At 66.7% G+C, this 18,707-nt stretch carries 18 protein-coding genes; 3 read left to right on the top strand and 15 right to left on the bottom strand.

The window, feature by feature from the left end; all coding sequences use genetic code 11:
• Positions 1 to 66: 66 nt before the first annotated feature.
• Positions 67 to 684 carry a hypothetical protein gene (locus DB31_RS07815; RefSeq protein WP_044184725.1) on the top strand — a complete coding sequence of 206 codons (618 nt, stop codon included), beginning with the start codon at positions 67 to 69 and terminating at the stop codon, positions 682 to 684.
• Between the two features lie 53 nt (positions 685 to 737).
• On the opposite strand, the gene guaB is transcribed toward DB31_RS07815, so the two are convergent.
• Positions 738 to 2,195 (bottom strand): IMP dehydrogenase, encoded by a 1,458-nt coding sequence (guaB, locus tag DB31_RS07810; RefSeq protein ID WP_044186120.1) that lies wholly within the window; start codon positions 2,193 to 2,195, stop codon positions 738 to 740.
• A gap of 175 nt (positions 2,196 to 2,370) precedes the next feature.
• Between guaB and DB31_RS07805 the strand changes: the two genes are divergently transcribed.
• A complete protein-coding gene (locus tag DB31_RS07805; RefSeq protein ID WP_240486584.1) occupies positions 2,371 to 5,163 on the top strand; it encodes a TIGR02266 family protein in 2,793 nt (930 codons plus the stop codon).
• Positions 5,164 to 5,187: 24 nt separating this feature from the next.
• Here the strand turns inward: DB31_RS07805 and DB31_RS07800 are convergent, their stop codons facing one another.
• The 9 genes from DB31_RS07800 to DB31_RS07760 all read right to left on the bottom strand — a co-directional run bounded on the left by DB31_RS07800 (position 5,188) and on the right by DB31_RS07760 (position 13,776).
• Complete coding sequence (locus DB31_RS07800) at positions 5,188 to 5,955, bottom strand: DedA family protein (RefSeq protein ID WP_044184720.1); 768 nt, start codon at positions 5,953 to 5,955, stop codon at positions 5,188 to 5,190.
• A gap of 20 nt (positions 5,956 to 5,975) precedes the next feature.
• Positions 5,976 to 6,968, bottom strand: coding sequence for a hypothetical protein (locus DB31_RS07795; protein ID WP_044184718.1), 993 nt, complete (start codon positions 6,966 to 6,968; stop codon positions 5,976 to 5,978).
• 28 nt (positions 6,969 to 6,996) lie between these two features.
• The gene (locus tag DB31_RS07790; protein ID WP_044184715.1) at positions 6,997 to 7,467 is read right to left on the bottom strand and encodes a Crp/Fnr family transcriptional regulator; all 471 of its coding nucleotides are present in this window, start codon (positions 7,465 to 7,467) and stop codon (positions 6,997 to 6,999) included.
• 74 nt (positions 7,468 to 7,541) lie between these two features.
• Positions 7,542 to 8,939, bottom strand: a complete 1,398-nt coding sequence (gene miaB, locus DB31_RS07785; protein ID WP_044184712.1) for a tRNA (N6-isopentenyl adenosine(37)-C2)-methylthiotransferase MiaB — start codon at positions 8,937 to 8,939, stop codon at positions 7,542 to 7,544.
• Between the two features lie 104 nt (positions 8,940 to 9,043).
• Positions 9,044 to 9,490, bottom strand: coding sequence for a hypothetical protein (locus DB31_RS07780; RefSeq protein WP_157231871.1), 447 nt, complete (start codon positions 9,488 to 9,490; stop codon positions 9,044 to 9,046).
• 213 nt (positions 9,491 to 9,703) lie between these two features.
• Positions 9,704 to 10,441: a hypothetical protein gene (locus tag DB31_RS07775; protein WP_240486583.1), complete on the bottom strand. Its 738-nt coding sequence runs from the start codon at positions 10,439 to 10,441 to the stop codon at positions 9,704 to 9,706.
• A gap of 131 nt (positions 10,442 to 10,572) precedes the next feature.
• On the bottom strand, positions 10,573 to 11,070 hold the full coding sequence (locus DB31_RS07770; protein WP_044184704.1) for a hypothetical protein: 498 nt from the start codon (positions 11,068 to 11,070) through the stop codon (positions 10,573 to 10,575).
• 11 nt (positions 11,071 to 11,081) lie between these two features.
• Positions 11,082 to 12,479 (bottom strand): vWA domain-containing protein, encoded by a 1,398-nt coding sequence (locus tag DB31_RS07765; RefSeq protein WP_044184702.1) that lies wholly within the window; start codon positions 12,477 to 12,479, stop codon positions 11,082 to 11,084.
• A gap of 10 nt (positions 12,480 to 12,489) precedes the next feature.
• Positions 12,490 to 13,776, bottom strand: coding sequence for a class I SAM-dependent RNA methyltransferase (locus DB31_RS07760; protein WP_157231924.1), 1,287 nt, complete (start codon positions 13,774 to 13,776; stop codon positions 12,490 to 12,492).
• A 129-nt stretch (positions 13,777 to 13,905) separates the two neighbouring features.
• Between DB31_RS07760 and DB31_RS07755 the strand changes: the two genes are divergently transcribed.
• Positions 13,906 to 14,634, top strand: coding sequence for a single stranded DNA-binding domain-containing protein (locus tag DB31_RS07755; RefSeq protein WP_052419793.1), 729 nt, complete (start codon positions 13,906 to 13,908; stop codon positions 14,632 to 14,634).
• A gap of 9 nt (positions 14,635 to 14,643) precedes the next feature.
• Here the strand turns inward: DB31_RS07755 and DB31_RS07750 are convergent, their stop codons facing one another.
• The 5 genes from DB31_RS07750 to DB31_RS44605 form a co-directional block, all read right to left on the bottom strand.
• Entirely contained in the window at positions 14,644 to 15,021 is a 378-nt protein-coding gene (locus DB31_RS07750) for a TIGR02266 family protein (protein ID WP_044184697.1), read from the bottom strand.
• 60 nt (positions 15,022 to 15,081) lie between these two features.
• Entirely contained in the window at positions 15,082 to 15,738 is a 657-nt protein-coding gene (locus DB31_RS07745; RefSeq protein ID WP_044184694.1) for a CoA transferase subunit B, read from the bottom strand.
• Between the two features lie 7 nt (positions 15,739 to 15,745).
• Positions 15,746 to 16,444 carry a CoA transferase subunit A gene (locus tag DB31_RS07740; RefSeq protein WP_044184690.1) on the bottom strand — a complete coding sequence of 233 codons (699 nt, stop codon included), beginning with the start codon at positions 16,442 to 16,444 and terminating at the stop codon, positions 15,746 to 15,748.
• A gap of 83 nt (positions 16,445 to 16,527) precedes the next feature.
• On the bottom strand, positions 16,528 to 17,709 hold the full coding sequence (locus tag DB31_RS07735; protein WP_044184687.1) for a thiolase family protein: 1,182 nt from the start codon (positions 17,707 to 17,709) through the stop codon (positions 16,528 to 16,530).
• A 160-nt stretch (positions 17,710 to 17,869) separates the two neighbouring features.
• Positions 17,870 to 18,631, bottom strand: coding sequence for a VOC family protein (locus DB31_RS44605; RefSeq protein ID WP_052419792.1), 762 nt, complete (start codon positions 18,629 to 18,631; stop codon positions 17,870 to 17,872).
• Positions 18,632 to 18,707 lie beyond the last annotated feature (76 nt).

Here is an 18,707-nt window from a genome sequence, read left to right as displayed (position 1 = left end):
TCGTTGACGGAGGGCGGCCCATACCGCTACAAACTTTGGAAGATCAACCCTATTTCGAGGTTCTGGATGCGCCGCTTGCCTGCCGCTGCCACTGTTCTCTTCTTGTCCGTCACCGGCTGTGCAGGAAAGGAGATCACCTCGGACGAGCGGCTTGACCGCGAGACCGCGAACCTGGCGGTGAAGGAGTCCCCGAAGGCCGGCGAGCTGGAGAAGCTCAACTGCGAGGACACCGCCGAGGAGCTGAACAAGGCGCGCAACGTCAACCGCCCCGAGACCGAGCGGCTGGCGGACTACATCACCCTGTACGACTCGCTCCGCAAGCGCATCCAGACCTTCGATGATGCCATGACGCGCAACCCGGATCTGCAGTACCGCGAGGGCGCCACCAGCATCGTCAACGCCCGCGAGGTCTGCATCCAGCAGACCGCCGACGTGCGCGGCGAGTTCGAGACCTACGTCCGTGAGCTGGTGGACGTGCCCACGGTCCAGGAGATCAAGGGCGGCAACACCGTCACCATCGCCCGCCTGGACTTCAACACCCTGCGGCAGGCCATCGAGACACTGAACCCGGATGACAAGGACTCGCTCCTCAACCGGGTGGGCAACGCGGAGAAGAAGGTGTCCGCCTCGACCGAGCCTCCCGCCGAGGGCACCGGCGGTGGCAAGCGCCGCGGCGGCAAGTAGTCCCTGCCCCAGCAACATGGGGGAGCCACCCTCCCCCACTCCGAAGCTGCGCCCTACTCCACGCGGTAGTTGGGCGCCTCTTCGGTGATGATCACGTCGTGCACGTGGCTCTCCTTGAGCCCGGCCGAGGTGATGCGGACGAACTGGGCCTGGGTGCGCAGCTCCTCGATGGTGGCGCACCCCACGTAGCCCATGCCGCTGCGGATGCCGCCCAGCATCTGGTGGACGTTCATCGCCAGGGTCCCCTTGTACGGCACGCGGCCCTCGATGCCCTCGGGTACCAGCTTCACCGCGTCCACGTCCGACTGGAAGTAGCGGTCCTTGGCACCCTGCTTCATGGCGCCCAGCGAGCCCATGCCCCGGTAGCTCTTGTAGCTGCGGCCCTGGTACAGGATGACGTCGCCCGGAGCCTCCTCGGTGCCCGCGAAGAGCGAGCCGATCATCACCGAGCTCGCCCCCGCGGCGAGCGCCTTCACGATATCGCCCGAGTACTTGATGCCTCCATCCGAGATGATGGGGATGCCGTGCTTGTCGGCCTCGCGCGCGCAGTCATCCACGGCGGTGATCTGCGGCACGCCCACGCCGGCCACCACGCGGGTGGTGCAGATGGAGCCCGGGCCAATGCCCACCTTCACCGCGTCCACACCGGCCTCGATGAGCGCCCGGGTGCCCTCGGCGGTGGCCACGTTGCCGGCGATCAGCTCGAAGCCCTTGAAGTTCTTGCGCGTGTCGCGCACCCCGGCGATCACGCCCTTCGAGTGCCCGTGCGCCGTGTCCACGACGATCACGTCCACGCCGGCCCTCACCAGCGCGTCGATGCGGGCCTCGCGATCCGCGGAGACGCCCACGGCGGCGGCGCACAGCAGGCGCCCCTTGGCATCCTTGGCCGCGTTGGGGTGCGTGCGCCGCTTCTCGATGTCCTTGATGGTGATGAGCCCCTTGAGCTCGAACTCCTCGTTGACGATGAGGAGCTTCTCGATGCGGTGCTGGTGCAACAGCGCCTGGGCCTCGGCCTGGTTGATGCCCTCGCGGCCGGTGATGAGCTTGCGCGTCATCACCTGCTCTACCTTCTGGGTGACGTTCGTCTCGAAGCGCACGTCGCGGCTGGTGACGATGCCCACCAGCTTCCGGCCCTTCGTCACAGGGATGCCGGAGATGCCGTGCTGGCGCATCAAGTCCAGCGCGCGGGCCAGCGGGGCATCCGGCTCGATGGTGACGGGGTCCACCACCATGCCGCTCTCGAACTTCTTGACCTTGAGCACCTCGAGCGCCTGCTGCTCGGGCGTCATGTTCTTGTGGATGACGCCGATGCCGCCCTCCTGCGCCATCGCGATGGCCGTGCGGGCCTCCGTCACGGTGTCCATGGCCGCCGACAGCAGCGGAATGTTCAGGCGAAGGTTGCGCGTCAAACGGGTGGACAGCTCGACATCCTTGGGGACGACCGAGCTGGCGGCGGGCAGCAGCAACACGTCATCGAAGGTGAGCGCGAGCCGGACATCGGGGTTCAGCATGAGGGCTCCCAGCAACGCCGCAGGGCGTCAGCGCCCGGCGGAGGCCGCTTCCATACGCGCCTGAGAGGGGGCTCGCAACGGCCATGAGACGCCAACCGTCGGCTGTTTTGATGCCTTCCCCGTGGGTTCAGGCGATACTCCCCCTTACACCTCACATACATATCGGGATGAGGCTTTGACGGATTCCAATCAGGGGCCGATTGGGCTGGCGGTCAAGCTGCCCTTTGCCACCCCGGAAGAGTTCCTCGCGAAGTACGGCACCAACCTCAGCCGGGGCGGCATCTACCTGCGCTCCAAGACGGTGAAGCCGCCAGGCACGCCTGTCACCCTGGACCTGAAGCTGTCCACCGGGGCGCGCATCATCTACGCCTCGGCCGTGGTCCACTTCGTCACGGGCCAGCAGGGCCAGGGCATCCCCGGCATGGGGCTGCGCTTCCTCACGCTCGATCCCGAGACGAAGCGCTTCCTGGACTCGGCACTCGCCCACGTGCCCCACGCCCAGTCGGCGGAGCCCCCTGTGCCCGCGGGTGTAGGGCCTGCTGACTTTGCCGTTCCACCTCAACCTACACCAGCACCGGTGGCGGCCTCCCCAGGCGATGCGCTAACGCCCGATGCGGCGAGCGTCGCGCCGACGCCGGCTCCCACCTCCTCCCCTCAGGCCGTGCCTCTGCCGCCCGCGCCTCCCAGCACGGACATTCCCGCGCCTGCCCCCTTGGCCGAGCATCCACCGCTCGCGCATCCCAGCACGGATATTCCTGCGCCTGCCCCCCTGGCCGAGCATCCACCTTCTGAGCCCCCTCGCACGGCCACTCCCGCGCCCGTCCCGCAGAGCCCGCCCCCGCCACCTGCAGCGACGCCGTCCTCCCCGTCGCGCACGGGGATCCCCTCTGTTGGCCCCCAGGCCGCGCCCCCACCTCCACCCCCTCCGCGCACGGCGACTCCGGCTCCCATTCCCGAGGCCGCGCCCCCGACTCCCGCTCCTCCACCTACGGCCCCTCCCGAGCCCCTGCCAGAGGCCGCCGCTCCACCATCCGCGCCTGCTCCGGCCCCAGCGCCCGCCACCCCACCCGCGCCGCCTGCACCTCCTTCTTCTCCGGCTGAGGCCTCCCCTCCCCCGGCGCCCGCCGCTCCTCCGGCGACTGCGCAGGCCACGCCTCCCGCGCCCCCGGCCCCAACGCCCGCCTCCGCCAGCCAGAACCCGACGCGCCCCTCGGGCAGCTTCGTGCCCGTCGTCTCCTCCAACGCGGGGACTCTCAACGCGCCCGCCTTCGAGCCGCCCAAGGAGGAGCCCAAGCGTGAGGGGCCAGTCATTGGCATCGATCTCGGCACGACGAACTCGTGCGCGGCCTACGTGCGCAACGGCAAGCCCGAGGTGCTGCGCAGCCGCGAGGGCCACAACACGGTGCCCTCCATCCTGGCGCTCAACACGCGTGGGAAGATGGTGCTCGGCCACCCGGCCAAGGGGCAGATGCTCACCAACCCCCGTCAGACGGTGTACGGGGCCAAGCGGCTCGTGGGCCGCGCCTACGACTCGCCGATCGTCCAGCACATCAAGGACCGGTTCCACTACGAGGTGGCCCCCGGCGAGAACGGCGAAGCGGCGGTGAAGCTGGGCAACCGCGTCTTCTCGCTGCAGCAGATCTCCGCGCTCATCCTGCGCGAGGTGCGCGAGGTGGCGCAGAACCAGCTTGGCCAGCCCGTGTCTCGGGCGGTGATCACGGTGCCCGCCTACTACAACGACAACCAGCGCCAGGCAGTGCGCGACGCCGGTCAGCTGGCCGGGCTCTACGTGGAGCGCATCCTCAACGAGCCCACGGCGGCGGCGCTGGCGTACGGCTACGGGCGCAAGCTCAAGCAACGCATCCTGGTCTACGATCTGGGCGGCGGTACCTTCGACGCGTCGGTGCTGGAGCTGCACGACACCGTCTACGAAGTGGTCTCCACCGGCGGCGACACGTTCCTGGGCGGTATCGACTTCGACAACGCCATCGTCGAGTACCTGCTGGAGGAGTTCCAGAAGCAGACGGGCAAGGTCTTCCAGGGCGATCGGGTGGCCATGCAGCGCATCCACGACGCAGCCGAGCGCGCCAAGTGCTCGCTGTCGGAGCGCAACGACATGCGCATCCACGTGGCGTTCGTGACGATGATCGACAACACGCCGTACGATCTGGACGTCACGCTCACGCGCAAGAAGCTGATCGAGCTGACCGAGAAGCTGGTGGATCGGACGATCGAGGTCTGCGGCGAGGTGCTCGAGGCGAAGGGGCTCACGCAGCAGGACATCCACGAGGTGGTGCTGGTGGGAGGCCAGAGCCGCTTCCCGCTGGTGCACGAGAAGATCACCCAGTACTTCGGCAAGCCGCCCACGAAGAACGTGCACCCGGACGAGGCGGTGGCGCTGGGCGCGGCCCTGCTGGCGCACAGCCTGGGTCAGAAGGAGGGAGTAACCCTCATCGACGTGCTGCCCATGGCGATCGGCGTGGGGCTGCCGGGCGGGCGCTTCAAGGCCGTCATGGAGCGCAACACGGCGCTGCCCACGACCAAGTCGTACACGGTGACCACGCACCGGGACAACCAGGCGGAGCTCGAGGTGAGCATCTTCCAGGGCGAGTCCAACCGGATCGCGGAGAACGAGTTCCTGGGGACGCTGAAGCTGACGGGCCTGCCCCACCGCCCGCGCGGTGAGGTGCAGGTGACGATCACCTTCGAGGTGAACAGCGAGTCGCTGCTGAAGGTGACGGCCAAGGAGAACTCGACGGGGAAGGAGATCTCCAGCACCTTCTCCACGCGCGACACACCGGAGGCCGTGAAGGCCCGGCTGGCACAGGCGCAGGAGCCCGCCCAGGCGGGAGCACCGTCAGCCGGAACCAAAGGCGCACCGGGCACCACGCCCGCGGCCGAGCCCCCGTCGCCCACGAAGAAGACGGGCATGGTGGGCTGGCTCAAGGGGCTCTTCGGACGGCGCTGAGCCCCGAGGGACTTGGGGCCCGCCCTACTTCTGCAGCTCGGAGGTGTGGGAGCGGGCCGCCACGGCCTGCTTCTCCGGCGCGTCCAGGAAGGACGCGGGGCGGCCGTCGGCCACGGCCACCTCGTGCGGAATCACGGGCGCCACGGCCGCTTGTTGAAGGGACTGGGCGGCGTCGCGAGCCGCAGCAGCCGCCTTGCGCCGCTGCCACAGGAAGTACCCCACGCCGGCCGCGACGAGGATGCCCATCACCACGAACTGGCCGTCCTTGAGCTTGCCGATGAGGAAGTCCAGCTCGCTGCCGAAGTGGAAGCCGAGGAACACGAACACCGGCGCGGACAGGAGCGCGGCAAGGCCATCCCAGAAGATGAAGCGCCAGTAGGGCATGCCCACCGAGCCCGCGGTGAAGTACGTCACCGCGCGCACGCCCGGCATGAAGCGGGCGATCATGACGACCTTGTGGCCGTGCTTCTCGAAGAGGCCCTCCACCTTGGCGCGCTTCTCGGGCGTGATGATGCGCGCGAAGAAGCCTCCGGGCTTGCGGCCTACCTTGGAGCCCAGCTTGCGGCCAAAGTGGAAGATGAGGCTGTCGCCCGCGAGGATGCCCGCGAAGCCCACTACCATCATCACCGGCAGGCTCGCCGCGCCCTTGTGAGCCAGGAAGCCGCCCAGGATGAGCGAGATGTCTTCGGGCAGCGGAACCCCCAGGCCGCAGGCCAGGAGGATCAGGAAGACGGTCGCGTAAGCGATAAAGCCCTGGGTATTGCTCAGGAGACTGGTGAGTAGCTCTTCCACGCTTCGTCCTCGCCTCTCGTTTACTTCCGGGAGGGACGCCCGGCAGCCACCCGAGCCAGCCCCTCCATCACCCAGCCATCAACCGGGCGCGGGTCCTCAAAACTTCCCGCCAGGACCTTGAGCCCGAAGTAGCCCTCCCGACTGGCCGCTTCATAGGCCGAATCCGGGGCTCCCACTGCCACCAGCGCCAGCGCACGGCTCACGAGCGCCACCGCATACTCCCCCACCGTCGCCTCCCTCGCTCCCAGGGCCTGCGCCTCCTTCAGGAGGGAGGGCCCCGCCGCCCACTGCGCCTGCGCCTGCTCGCTCACCCGAGGGGGAAGCAGCAGCCGCGCGTACTCCCACACCACCCGCTCCACTTCCGGGCTCTTACCCGGACCTACCACAACCACCACAGCCTGAGGGGTGCGAAAGCCTCGGCTCCACCCTTCCGCTCCGAGCAGATTAACGACCACTCGGAGCCCTGGCCTGCTTTCCGGCAGGCGCAGCACCCTCTGAACACGTTGGAGCGGGGCATCCAGCACGGCAACGTACGAGCGCATCACCCCGCGGTACTCCTCGAAGGTCTCGGACCTGAGCCCCGGAATGGGCCAGCGGGACTCGACGAGATCGAGCAGCGCCTCGAGCCCCTCCAGCTCGCGAAGCTCTGGGGGCACTTCTGGCGTGTCCTCCAGGCGGACGGAGAGGGCCAGATAGCGCTCCAGCGGCAGCGGGTGGGCGTCGAAGAAGGCCTGGGCGCGCTGGAGCACGGCGAGGTCTGCGCTGGACAGGGCCTCACGCACGCGGACACGGGCGGGCGAGTACCGGTAAGCCGGCACGGGGTGTTCGCGCCGCACAGGGCCCGCGTCGTAGCCGGCGCGGTTGAGCAAGGCGAACAGAGTGAAGACGCGCGAGTCGGCGCGGAGCTCGATGCCTCCGGGCGTGTCGATGCGGGAGAACCAGTCGATCTCGGCGTGCGCCAGCGACGGCCCGAGAGCCAGGAGCACCGCCAGGATGGGGCTGCATGCACGCATAACCAGCGTGCAGGCTAGCACGCGCGGCTCAGGCGGCAGGGGCCTTTCCGACGAGCGTGCGGAGCATCTCGCGGTTATCGCGGGCCTTCTGGCCGAAGTACACGACGATGCCCATCAGCAGCTTCACGCAGGCCTGGGGCTTTTGGATCAGGAGTTTCTGGAAGTCCGCGTGGCGGATCTCCAGCGCGGAGACATCCGAGATAGCGGTGGCGGTGCAGAGGCGATCACCCACCTGCACCAGGGCCAGCTCGCCCAGGGGCTCACCGGCGGTGACGTCCCCGAGAGAGATCTCCTCGCCGGCCTGGCTCTTCGCGCTGAGCCGCACCGTGCCCTCGCCGACGATGAGGCAGGACTCGCCCTTCTTGCCTTCGGCAAAGAGCTGGGTGCCCTTGGGAAAGGCGCGCGGGACAGCAATGCTGGCGAAGATGGCGATGCCAGTGTCGGTGAACCCCTTGAAGATGGGGCACGCCTTCAGCACGGTCTCGGGCACGATGGCCATAGGAGTGCTCCTACCACGCCCCACCCCCCTCCGTCAGCGTTTCGACCAGAGAAGGGGGGCGAAATGCCCCGCCCTTACGCCATGGAAAGAGGAAACCGGTCTGGCTGCACCCCAGCCAGGGCCTCGGCGGGAGGGGGCTGGACGGTGGGAGCATGGACTACCGCCGTCTGCTTGCCCATGAGCTGGTTGGGGGTGGCCTTCTCGATGAGAACCTTCACGATGGCGCCGGCGAGGGCATCGCCGTCGAAGTTGACGGTCCGGTTCTCGGGGGTGCGGCCGAAGCGCTTGGCGGCGTCGTACTTGGAGTGGCCCTCGACGAGCACCTCCACCTCGGCGTGGAGCTGGGTGGCGGCGATCTCCCCGCAGATCTTCCGCTGGAGCTTCTGGAGGCGCTCCAGGCGGGCGATCTTCACCTCGTGGGGCACGGGGCCCCAGTCCTTCTCGCGCAGGGCGGCGCCGGTCTTCGGGCGCGGGCTGTAGATGAAGGAGAACTGGTTCTCGTAGCGCACCTGCTCGGTGAGCTTCAGGGTGAGCTCGAACTCCTCATCCGTCTCACCCGGGAAGCCCACGATGATGTCGGTAGTGACGGCGATGCCGGGCCGGGCGGCGCGCAGCTTCTCGAGGCGCTCCAGGTACTGCACCACGGTGTAGTCGCGGCGCATCATCTTGAGGATGCGATCCGAGCCGCTCTGCACGGGCAGGTGGAAGTGCGGAGCGATCTTCGGCTGGGTGCGGAAGGCGTCGATGAGCTCGTCGGACAGGTCGTGCGGGTGGCTGGTGGTGAAGCGCACGCGCTCGATGCCGGGGACCTCAGCGGTGCGCAGCAGGAGCTGGGCGAAGCTGATGCCGCCCTTGTACGAGTTGACGTTCTGGCCGATCAGCGTGACTTCGCGCAGGCCGATGCCGGCCAGCTCGGCGACCTCGGTGAGGACCTCCGGGAAGGCGCGGCTGACCTCGCGGCCACGGGTGTGGGGGACGACGCAGAAGGAGCAGACGTTGTCGCAGCCCTTCATGACGGTGACGAACTCAGTCACCTTGCCGCGGGAAGTCTCGGCGTTGGCGCGAGGGAAGACGTACTCCTCGGAGTCGACGAAGGCGGTCTCGACGACGCGCTCGCGCTCCTGCTCTACGCGGGTGATGATCTCCGGCAGCTTGCCGATGTTGTCGGGGCCGAAGACGAAGTCCACGTAAGGGACCTTCTTGATGAGGCGATCCTTCTCCTGCTGGGCCACGCAGCCGCCCACGCCGATGAGCGCGCCACGACTGACCTTGACGGGCCGGTAGCGCCCGAGCGCGGACAGCATCTTGTCCTCGGCCTTCTCTCGGATGGCGCAGGTGTTGAGGATGATGAGGTCGGCGTCATCCGGAGTGGGCGTCGGCTGGTAGGACAACTTCGCCAGGACCTCGCTCATGCGGAGCGAGTCGTTGACGTTCATCTGGCAGCCGAAGGTGTGGATGAAGTAGCGCTTCATGAGCTTTTCCCGTTGAAAAACGGATTCTTATGCGCTGCCGGGCGCCGGAATGCAACCGGAGGAGAAGCGATTCCAGCAGGCCCTGGCCCCTTTGCTCCCCTCCTTCACGGCCGTCCTCCGCCATCCACATGCCCCCCTGGACCCGTGCTCCCCCCACCATCCTCCTCCACGCCCCCGTCCTGAGAGTCCAGCCTCGTGCCAGGTGGCGGCTTGTTCCAGACGGAGTCGTATGCGGGAGTAACGCCCGGCCTGGAGAGAACTTTCCGAGGGCCTGCATCCGTGACCTCGAAGCCCGGAGCCCCCGCTTCAGGGTGGCCGTCTAGGACACGCCGGAGAATGCGCCCTTCTGTGCTGATCGCGTACTTTGCACCTGAATCCAGCGCCAGATACGAACCGCCGCAGTACGCTTCGTTCTCGTAGATGTAGACGAAGGTGATGTCGCCTTGGCGGATCACCCGATACGACTGAGCCTCTTGCCTGTTGGGGCAGGACGGGTTCTTGGCCCCTGGGGGCAAGAAGTCATTGGCGGCAATGAGGACGGCTCGGAGCATCACGCCATCCAGTTCATACAACTCGCCCTCTACGCCGACAGGCCACGCGGCTCGATCAAAGAACTGAGGGAAGACGATCGTTCGGTCATCCTCCACTGGCACCGGAGAAGGTGCAGGGGCCCGGAGGCAACTGACGAACATCAGGGCAAGCGCCAAGGACACCTTTCTCATATGCGGGCAACTCTCTTGGCCAAAGCACTCATACTCACTCCGCTATCTTGACCGATAGAGCTTCTCATTGAGCTTGTAACTCTTCTCATCGACCCAAGTGACGCGCCCAATATCCTCCCGGAACCACTCTCCTTGCGTTTGAGTGAACTTGACCAACTCACGGGTTTCCGGGGTGTACTGGTAGAAGCCATCGCACCGGGCGCCCTCACCACCCGAGTTTGAGAAGAACGCCACCATGGCCAGGGGAACCTTCCCATCCTTCGTATCCACGACCCACTCATGGGTATTCGCAAACGCGATGATCCGCTTCAGGTCGGACAAAGAAAGAGGCCCTCCAAATGGGTGATTATGAAGAGCGAAAACGTACTTGATGCTCCACGCAGGGAAGCGGGGATCATCCACGGAGGCAGGAAGCCTGCACGTTTTCTTGCGCGTCAACGCCTCGTCTCCATCTGACTGATTCGTCAGCATGCTCATGTGGTACTTCTCATCCGAGGCGTAATAAAGCCATGCGCAGTACTCGTCCGCGACGCGCTGAGCCAACTCGGGATCTTGAATACCAACCACACTTGCGTGTGGTTTCGAGAGAACCAAGTCGCAGGCCTTGTCGAGCGCATCCATGAAGGAATCGAAACGGCCAAAGTCCTCCATCGGAGGAAGGCTCTCCAGGAAGCCGTTGCTTGGCTTAGCAATAACATCTTTGATGGGAACCGGCGCGCACCCAATACTGATCAGCATGGCAACAAAGAGACTCTTGGCCGACGTTCGCGCCGAAGGCATGCTCATAGTTCCAGGTGGTGCTGTGTCGCAAATGGCCGGCAATGGACTTGGCTGACAGTGCTTTAACACAAGCGCAGTTCTTGCTCTGTCAGCTTGCAATTTCACAACTCCACCAAATTGTTTCTGCAGTCTCATCCACGACTGAGCACCCGCGTCATCCGGGTATGGAGCCCGAGCAGCGTCTCCTCGTGCTTCTGGAGGAGCGCGATTGGCCCCTCGCCATACCTTCGGACGAAGGCATCGGTTCGCTCCAGACGGGCCAGCTCACCCCGGACGCGGCCGCGCAGCTCGTCCACCTCAGCGCCCTGGGACTCCAGTTGCTTCAGCTTGTCCTTCAGCTTGTTCACGGCCCAGCGCTGGCCGCAGTAGGCCCGGAGGAGCGCCAGCCCCAGCCCGACATGCTTGAACTCCAGTCCGGAGGCCTTGAGACCCTCGGCGTGGGCCTGGGCGAGCCCTTCGGCGCTGGGATTGGGCTCGGCCACAGCCAGGTAGCTCTCCTGGTACCAGATCAGCCCAGCGAGCTCCTGCTCGGTAAGTGGGTGGGAGGCGAGCCGGAGCGTCCTGTCATCCGCCGCCTGGATGCCCGAGTCGATGGCACTGCTGTTCAAATCGTCCAAGAAGGAAGGCATGTGGGTCTCCGTCAGGCGGGAACGAGCTGGTCGGCGATGCGCGCGAGATCGTTCACCGAGTTGACTACCACGGCCTGATAGCAGTGCTTCTCGTAGGTGAGCATCTCGCTGTCGCCGATGCCCCAGTTGCCCCGATCCTCGGGACAGATCCAGAGCACGCGCTTGGCCTTGCGCTGCAGGTCCTTCAGCGCCCAGACGTTGTTCGGGTTGTAGTTGTTCCGGCCGTCTCCAATGATCATCACCGTGGTGCGCCGGGTGATGCTGCCCAGGTGATCGCGGACAAATTCCGCGAGCGCCCGGCCATAATTCGAGTTCGCGCTCAGGGACACGGCCTTGCCCGCGGTGGCCATATCGATGGCCTGGTCCACATCGAGGTCCTTGAAGTACTGCGTCACCTCGCCCACGTCCGAGACGAAGACGAAGGAGCGCACGCGCACGAACAGCTCCTGCAGTGTGTACGTGAACAGCAGCATCATCCGCGCGGCGTTGCGCACCGAGTCCGAGACATCGCAGAGGACGACCACTTCGGGGCGCTCGGGGCGGCGCGAGCGGAACAGGGGCACCATGGGCACCCCACCCCACGGCAGGTTGCGGCGGAGCGTGCGGCGCACATGAAGCGCCCCGCGCCGATGTGAGCGCTGCTTGCGAATGAGCCGGCTCTTGAGCTTCTCGGCCAGGGTGCGCACGGCGGACTGCATCTGGTCCACCTCAGCCTGGGTGAGCAGGTGCAGCGGCTTCTCCGTCACCGAGTCCGTGCGCCGACGGATTCGCGCCTCGGCCTGCCGCTTCACCTCCTGGCGCGCGGCCTCTTCGATCTTCCGCATCGCATCCGCGACATAGCGGGAGACGATCTCCACGCCATCGGCGGACAGGCCCCGGGCGGCGAGCTCGGCCTCCAGGGACTTCAGGTCCGAGCGTGCCCGCTCCATGCCTGCGCCCGCGAGCAGCCGCCGGGAGAAGAACCCGGCCTGGAGACCACTCTCCATGCGAGACAGGTCGAGCTGAAGCATGGCGGCGCGGAAGATCTGCGCCATCCGGGCCCTGTCTCCCTCCACGATGGCCTTGGCGAGCGGAGACATCTCCGGGAACAGCAAGTTCATCTGGTACAGCACCATTTTCAGCTCGTCGCCCTGGAGGTAGCCCTCCTCCTCGATCTGCTTCGCGAGCGACTTATCGAGCGCCTCGAACGTCTTGGCCGCGCCCGAGAAGTAGAAGTCAAAGGCGCGGTTGAACACGTCCACATCCAGCTCGCGCTTGACGAGCGTGGTGCGCAGCACGGCGCGGAACACAGCGCGCTCCTTCAGGCCCACGACGGCACTGGCGCGCAGAGCATCCTGAACCTCAGACGTGCTGACACGCACGCCGTTCTGGCGGAGCACCTCGGCGAACTCGACGATGCGGGCGTCCACGGGGCCTCCTTCAGCGCTCGAACGACATGACGGCTTCCACGTGGTGGGTCTGGGGGAACATGTCAACCACCTGGAGCGCCAGGGGCTTGTAACCCTCCTCCACCAACCCCGCAGCATCCCGGGCGAGCGACGCCGGGTCACAGGCCACATACACCACTCTTTTCACGCCCAGTGCTGATACTTGGCGTGCGAGTCCAGGAGCCCCCGCGCGAGGCGGGTCCGCGAGGCAAAGGTCGAACCGCTGGCCCTCGCCCTTGAGCCCGTCGCACACCTTGCGAGCGTCTCCCTGGATGAAGCGCACGTTGGCCACCCCTCCCTCCCGAGCGCTGCGCTGGGCCAGTTCGACCCCCACGGGGGAGGACTCCACGCCCAGCACAGAGGCCGCCGTGGCCGCCAGCGGGAAGGTGAAGTTGCCATTGCCGGAGTACAGCTCGAGGACGGAGTCCGTCTCCCGAGGCGCCAGTTCGTACAGGGCCGCCGTGACGAGACCCACATTGGCCTCGGCATGGGCCTGGGCGAAGGAGTCCGGCCGCAGGTAGATCGGCACCTCCGGGCGCAGCGGAGACAGCGAGCGGAGCGCAGGCTTCCCAACAAGCCGGGGCGACCCTTCCTTGGGCACCAGCACCGCGCCCTCCAACCGCAAGGCCCGCACTGCGGCCTCCGTGGCTTCCACGTGCCGGGCCGTCACAGGCCCTGTCAGCATGACCGCGAAGGCCGCCTTGCTGCCCTCTGCGAGGAGGTGAACCTCCTCGGCGTCCTTGGAGAGAGGCTTAAGCAGCGGCGCCAGCTTTCCCGGAAGCGGTGCGAGCACAGGGGTGAGCGCACCGCACTCGGAGACAGCGACCTTCTCGTGGCTGCGGCGCCCAAAGTAGGCCAGCGAGCCCTTGGCGAAGTGCAGCACCGCCCGCCGCCGGTACCCGAAGTCCCTCGGCGCTACGAGCAGCGGACGCACGGTGAATCGGTCCCTCTGAAGGTGCCCCAGATGTTCCAAGGTTGAGAGGACGATCTCCTGCTTGGCCGAACGTTGAGCGGCCACGTCCAACTCCAGCCAGTCGCACCCCCCACAGTCGCCGCTGAGGGCACACGGAGACGGGCGCCGGTCCTTCCCCGGCGTCACCACCTGCCGGAGCAGTCCTCGGAGCACCTTGCCCTGCTGCTCCAGGTGAACGCTGACGAGATCACCAGGGAAGGCCCCCGGAACGAACACCGTGCGTCCCTGCCAGGACGCAACGCCTTCGCCGAGCTGCCCGAGGCGTTCGATGGTCAGATCCACAGGGCTTTCAGGCAAGACGGACAGGGGCATGGGAACACTCAGCACTGCGCTCCCACCGTAACCCAGCGCGAACGGATTTCCGTCCCGAGATCGCGCTCCCTTCCACGAGTATTCGCGAATTGAAGCCCCCCTCCATTCATGCCAAATGGCGGCATGCCCACTTTCACTCCGAGTCTCTCTCGCAGGCTGTCGTCCACCCCCTGGCTGCGGTCCACGCTGGCTGCGGCGCTCCTCGCCGTGGTGCCCGCCTACGCGGACAACCCCACTCCAGCTGCGGCGCCCCCAGCCCAGGCCCCTGCCAAGAAGCTCAACATCTCCAAGGCCCGGGCGGAAGCCACGGGCGCCACGGTCACGATTGAAGGCACCGTCACGGTCGCGCCGGGCGCCTTCACGTCCGCGCTGGAGGACCAGGGCTTCGCCGTGCAGGACGGCACGGCCGGCGTCTACGTGAAGATGGCCGAGAAGCAGTCCTTCGGCGTCGGCACGCAGGTCCGCGTCACGGGCGTCCTGGACGAGCAGAACAAGCTGCGCACCCTGAAGGCCGAGCCCAGCGGCGTCACGGTCCTCAAGGGAACCAAGAAGCTCTCCCCCACAAAGGTGGGCACCGGCGCGGTCAACGAGTCCGTCGAGGGCCAGCTCATCCAGGTCAAGGGCAAGATCACGAAGACCTTCCAGGACGACTCGCCGTACGGCTACAAGCTGTACATCGACGACGGCTCGGGCGAGATCCAGATCTTCGTCCACGTCTCCGCGGGCTTCGACAAGGCGGCCCTGCAAGCGCTGGCCGCAGGCAAGGAGATCCAGGTGGTGGGCTTCGGCGCGCAGTACGAGACCACCTACGAGGTGGCCCCTCGCTCGCCCGCGGATCTCATCGCCAAGTAACTCCGCGGCTCAGCCGCGCTCTTCCGGAGGGAGCGCCTTGCGCAGGCGCTCCACGAACTCCTCGAGCCGGATGCGCTTCTCCTCATCCACGCCAACGAACTCGATGGCCATGCCCGGAACTTGATTGGGGGCCTGATGGGTCTCGTTCACGCGCGTCACCCGACCCGTCATGTCGAACGGGAACTCGGTGCCCGGCAGCGACACGATGAGCTTCACGTGCGTGCCCACGGGCAGGGGCTTCTGCGTGTTGATGAAGAGCCCCCCTCGGGAGATGTTCACCGCCCAGTCCGTGACGAAGCCAGACACGGTCCGGTACGCCACCGGGAGCTCATACTCGAGCCGATGCGGGCGCGGCGCGACGGTGGACTTGGAAGATTGATCGGCCATGGGCGCTCCGCTGCGAGACGGTGCTGGATGCTCGCAGCGGAGCAGCGATGCGTCAACCCTTCAGACCTTCATCTCCCGCAAGTCCGGGGCCACCTTGAACTTCGGCTGGGTGAGCTTCTGCACCTGCTCCACCGTCACTCCGGGGGCCAGCTCCCGCAGCACCAGACCCTCGGGAGTCACATCCAGGAACGCGTGGTCCGTGACGATGTGGTGCACGCACTTGAGCCCCGTAATGGGGAGGGCGCACTGGGTGAGGATCTTCGGCTCGCCCTTGTTGTTGACGTGCTCCATGGCCACGTAGATGCGCTTGGCGCCCACCGCGAGATCCATGGCGCCACCCGGGCCCTTCACCATCTTCCCGGGGATCATCCAGTTGGCCAGGTCACCCTGCTCGCTCACCTCCATGGCCCCGAGCACCGCCATGTCGATGTGGCCGCCGCGGATCATCCCGAACGACAGCGCCGAGTCGAAGTACGCCGAGCCCTTCAGCGCCGTCACCGTCTCCTTGCCGGCGTTGATGAGGTCCGGATCCTCCTCGCCCTCCATGGGCCAGGGGCCGATGCCCAGCAGGCCGTTCTCGGACTGGAGCACGATGTCCACGCCCGCAGGGACGTAGTTGGCCACCAGCGTGGGCATGCCAATGCCCAGGTTCACGTAGAAGCCGTCCTTCAGCTCCTGGGCGATGCGCTGCGCGATCTGTTCACGAGTCAGTGGCATGGGTTCCTCACGCCTGCTTGCGGACGGTGCGCCGCTCGATCCACTTCTTGAGGTTCTTCGACTGGATGATGCGCTTCACGAAGATGCTGGGTACGTGAATCAAATCACCGTCGAGCTCGCCAGGCTCCACGATGTGCTCCGCCTCGACGATCGTCACCTTCGCCGCCATGCACATCATCGGCGAGAAGTTCCGGGCCGTCTTGCGGAACACCAGGTTGCCCCAGCGATCCGCCTTCCAGGCCCGCACGATGGCGAAGTCCGCCTTGAGCGGCGTCTCCAGCACGTGCAGGCGCCCGTCGATCATGCGCGTCTCCTTGCCCTCGGTGAGCAGGGTGCCCGCGCCGGTGGGGGTGAAGAAGCCGCCAATGCCGCAGCCGCCCGCGCGGATGCGCTCGGCCAGCGTGCCCTGCGGGTTGAGCTCCACCTCCAGCTCCTTGGAGATGAACTGGCGCTCGAACTCCTTGTTCTCACCCACGTAGCTGGAGACCATCTTCTTCACCTGCTTGTTCGCCAGCAGGATCCCCAGGCCCTTGTCGTCGGTGCCGCAGTTGTTCGAGATGATCGTGAGGTGCTTCACGCCCTTGCGATGAAGCGCCTCAATCAGGTTCTCAGGGTTACCGCACAGCCCGAAGCCGCCGCTCATCAGCGTGGCGCCATCCGGGATGTCGGCGACCGCCTCGTCCGCGCTCGCGTAGATCTTGTTCATCCGCCCTCCCGCTACATGTGGAACGGGGGTGAGGGAGCCACTCCCCCACCCCCAGTCTTCTCCCGTTCAGGAGAAGTGGAAGCTCAGCGCTCCACCATCAGCGCGATGCCCTCGCCGCCGCCGATGCACAGCGACGCCACGCCACGCTTCTTGTCCTGATCCTTCATCGTGTGCAGCAGCGTCACCAGCACGCGCGCGCCCGAGGCGCCGATCGGGTGCCCGAGCACCACCGCGCCGCCGCGCACGTTCACCTTGGACGGGTCCAGCTTGAGCAGCCGGTTGTTGGCGATGGACACCACCGCGAACGCCTCGTTGATCTCCCAGAGGTCCACCGCGTCCGCCTTCAGGCTCTTCTTCTCCAGCAGCTTGTTGATGGCGTCCGCCGGGGCGATGGTGAACTCCACCGGCTTGCGCGCCGCCTGGGCGTAGCCGGTGATGCGGCCGAGGATGGTGCGGCCCTCGGCCTTGGCGCGCTCCTCGCTCATCAGCACCAGCGCCGCGGCGCCGTCGTTGATGGAGGAGGCGTTGGCCGCCGTCACCGTACCGTCCTTCTTGAACACAGGCTTGAGGCCCGCGATCTTCTCCGGCTTGGCATTCCGGGGGCCCTCGTCCTCGGCGACGATGACGGTGTCCTCGGGCTTCTTGCCGGGCACGGGCACCGGGATGATCTCCGCGGTGAACAGGCCCTCCTTCTGGGCCTGGATGGCGCGGCGGGTGGACTCCATCGCGTACTCGTCCTGCTGCGAGCGGCTCACGTTCTGCGACGTGGCGCACTCCTCGGCGCAGATGCCCATGTGGACGTTGTCATAAGGATCCCACAGGCCGTCGAGGATCATCGCGTCCTTGAACTCGACGTTGCCCATGCGAGCGCCGCCACGCATGGAGTGGCTCACGTAGGGGGCGTTGGACATGGACTCCATGCCACCCACCACCACCACGTCCGCGTCGCCCAGGGCGATCGCCTGCGCACCGGCGATGACGGCCTTGAGGCCCGAGCCACACACCTTGTTCAGCGTGGTGGCCGGCACGGTATCCGGAAGGCCGGCGGCACGCATGGCCTGGCGCGCGGGGGCCTGGCCCACGCCCGCCTGGAGCACGCAGCCCATGATGACCTCCTGCACGGCCTCCGGCTTCACGCCCGCGCGCTCCAGCGCCGCCTTGATGACGATGGCACCGAGCTGCGGAGCCGTCAGCTTGGAGAGAGAGCCCTGGAAGGCCCCGATGGGAGTACGGGCCGCGCCCACGATGACGACTTCACGAGCCATGAAACTGCCTCCTTGGAGACCGGTGATACGAACAAGGGAGCCCTTATCACCACCTCTTCATGAGGGGTCAAGCGCTCCCGCCGCTGGGGCAGACAATGGATAACACCCCTGCTTCAGGGAGGCACCACCCACATGAATCCTGATTCACCTTTGGCCGGACCTACCGACTGGTCGGCTCGTAAATACTCAGCTGTCCGCCCACGGGATCCGAGACCACAGCGATGCGGCCCACGCGAAACACCGAGAAGTGCGCAATGACTTCTCCTCCCAGCTCGGCCACTCGCTCACTCATCAGCCCCAGCTTCTCCACCCGGACACTGGGCATCCAAGCGGGAGTGAAGCCCTGGGTGTGCAGCAGATCGGCGATCTGGCCCTCCAGCGTGCCGTCCACGGTGAACAAGGCCTCGGCGCCCTCGCGGCCCTTCAGCGCCTTCCAGCCCAGCAGCTTCTCGTAGAAGTCCTTGGCTCGCGGCACATCCGGCGTGGCGATGCTCTCCCAGCAGAACTCGCCGGGCCTGACTGGCTCCAGCGGCGGATCTCCCGCCAGCGCGTGGAACACAATGAACACCGCGCCCGCGAAGTCGCGCACCACGGCGAAGCGTCCGCGCCCCGTGAACTCTGCTGGGCCGCGCACCACCTTGCCGCCAAGCTGCACCGCCTGCCGCGCCACCGCGTCCACGTCCGGGACGGACACGTAGCTCATCCACAGCGAAGGCGACGGGTTGTCCGGAAGCACCTCCCACAACCCACCCAGGGCCTTCCCGCCGATCAGGATGCGCGTGTAGTTGCCGCGCTCGCCCAGATCGACGTCCTCGTACGTCCACCCAAAGAGCTCGGCATAGAAGGCTCGGGCCTTGGCTGCGTCCCGAGTCATCAGCTCCCGCCACACCGGCCGGCCGTACGTGTACACGGGCTCGCTCACGACACCCTCTCCTTCAAAAGCAGACGGCCGGGCTCCCGTGAGGAAACCCGGCCGCCAGACTGTACCTCCCAGGGGG

It is taken from the genome of Hyalangium minutum, assembly GCF_000737315.1.
GTDB classification, from domain to species: domain Bacteria; phylum Myxococcota; class Myxococcia; order Myxococcales; family Myxococcaceae; genus Hyalangium; species Hyalangium minutum.
The sequence above is the reverse complement of the archived record's forward strand: the minus strand, read 5'-3'. Positions and strand labels throughout refer to the sequence as shown.

Coding starts and splice junctions, on each gene's coding strand:
- DB31_RS07815 (WP_044184725.1), top strand. CDS start 67: ATGCGCCGCTTGCCTGCCGCTGCCACTGTTCTCTTCTTGTCCGTCACC.
- DB31_RS07775 (WP_240486583.1), bottom strand. CDS start 10,441: ATGCCTTCGGCGCGAACGTCGGCCAAGAGTCTCTTTGTTGCCATGCTG.
- guaB (WP_044186120.1), bottom strand. CDS start 2,195: ATGCTGAACCCCGATGTCCGGCTCGCGCTCACCTTCGATGACGTGTTG.
- DB31_RS07740 (WP_044184690.1), bottom strand. CDS start 16,444: ATGAACAAGATCTACGCGAGCGCGGACGAGGCGGTCGCCGACATCCCG.
- DB31_RS07780 (WP_157231871.1), bottom strand. CDS start 9,490: ATGCTCCGAGCCGTCCTCATTGCCGCCAATGACTTCTTGCCCCCAGGG.
- miaB (WP_044184712.1), bottom strand. CDS start 8,939: ATGAAGCGCTACTTCATCCACACCTTCGGCTGCCAGATGAACGTCAAC.
- DB31_RS07770 (WP_044184704.1), bottom strand. CDS start 11,070: ATGCCTTCCTTCTTGGACGATTTGAACAGCAGTGCCATCGACTCGGGC.
- DB31_RS07790 (WP_044184715.1), bottom strand. CDS start 7,467: ATGGCCATCGTGCCCGAGACCGTGCTGAAGGCGTGCCCCATCTTCAAG.
- DB31_RS07750 (WP_044184697.1), bottom strand. CDS start 15,021: ATGGCCGATCAATCTTCCAAGTCCACCGTCGCGCCGCGCCCGCATCGG.
- DB31_RS07745 (WP_044184694.1), bottom strand. CDS start 15,738: ATGCCACTGACTCGTGAACAGATCGCGCAGCGCATCGCCCAGGAGCTG.
- DB31_RS07735 (WP_044184687.1), bottom strand. CDS start 17,709: ATGGCTCGTGAAGTCGTCATCGTGGGCGCGGCCCGTACTCCCATCGGG.
- DB31_RS07795 (WP_044184718.1), bottom strand. CDS start 6,968: ATGCGTGCATGCAGCCCCATCCTGGCGGTGCTCCTGGCTCTCGGGCCG.
- DB31_RS07755 (WP_052419793.1), top strand. CDS start 13,906: ATGCCCACTTTCACTCCGAGTCTCTCTCGCAGGCTGTCGTCCACCCCC.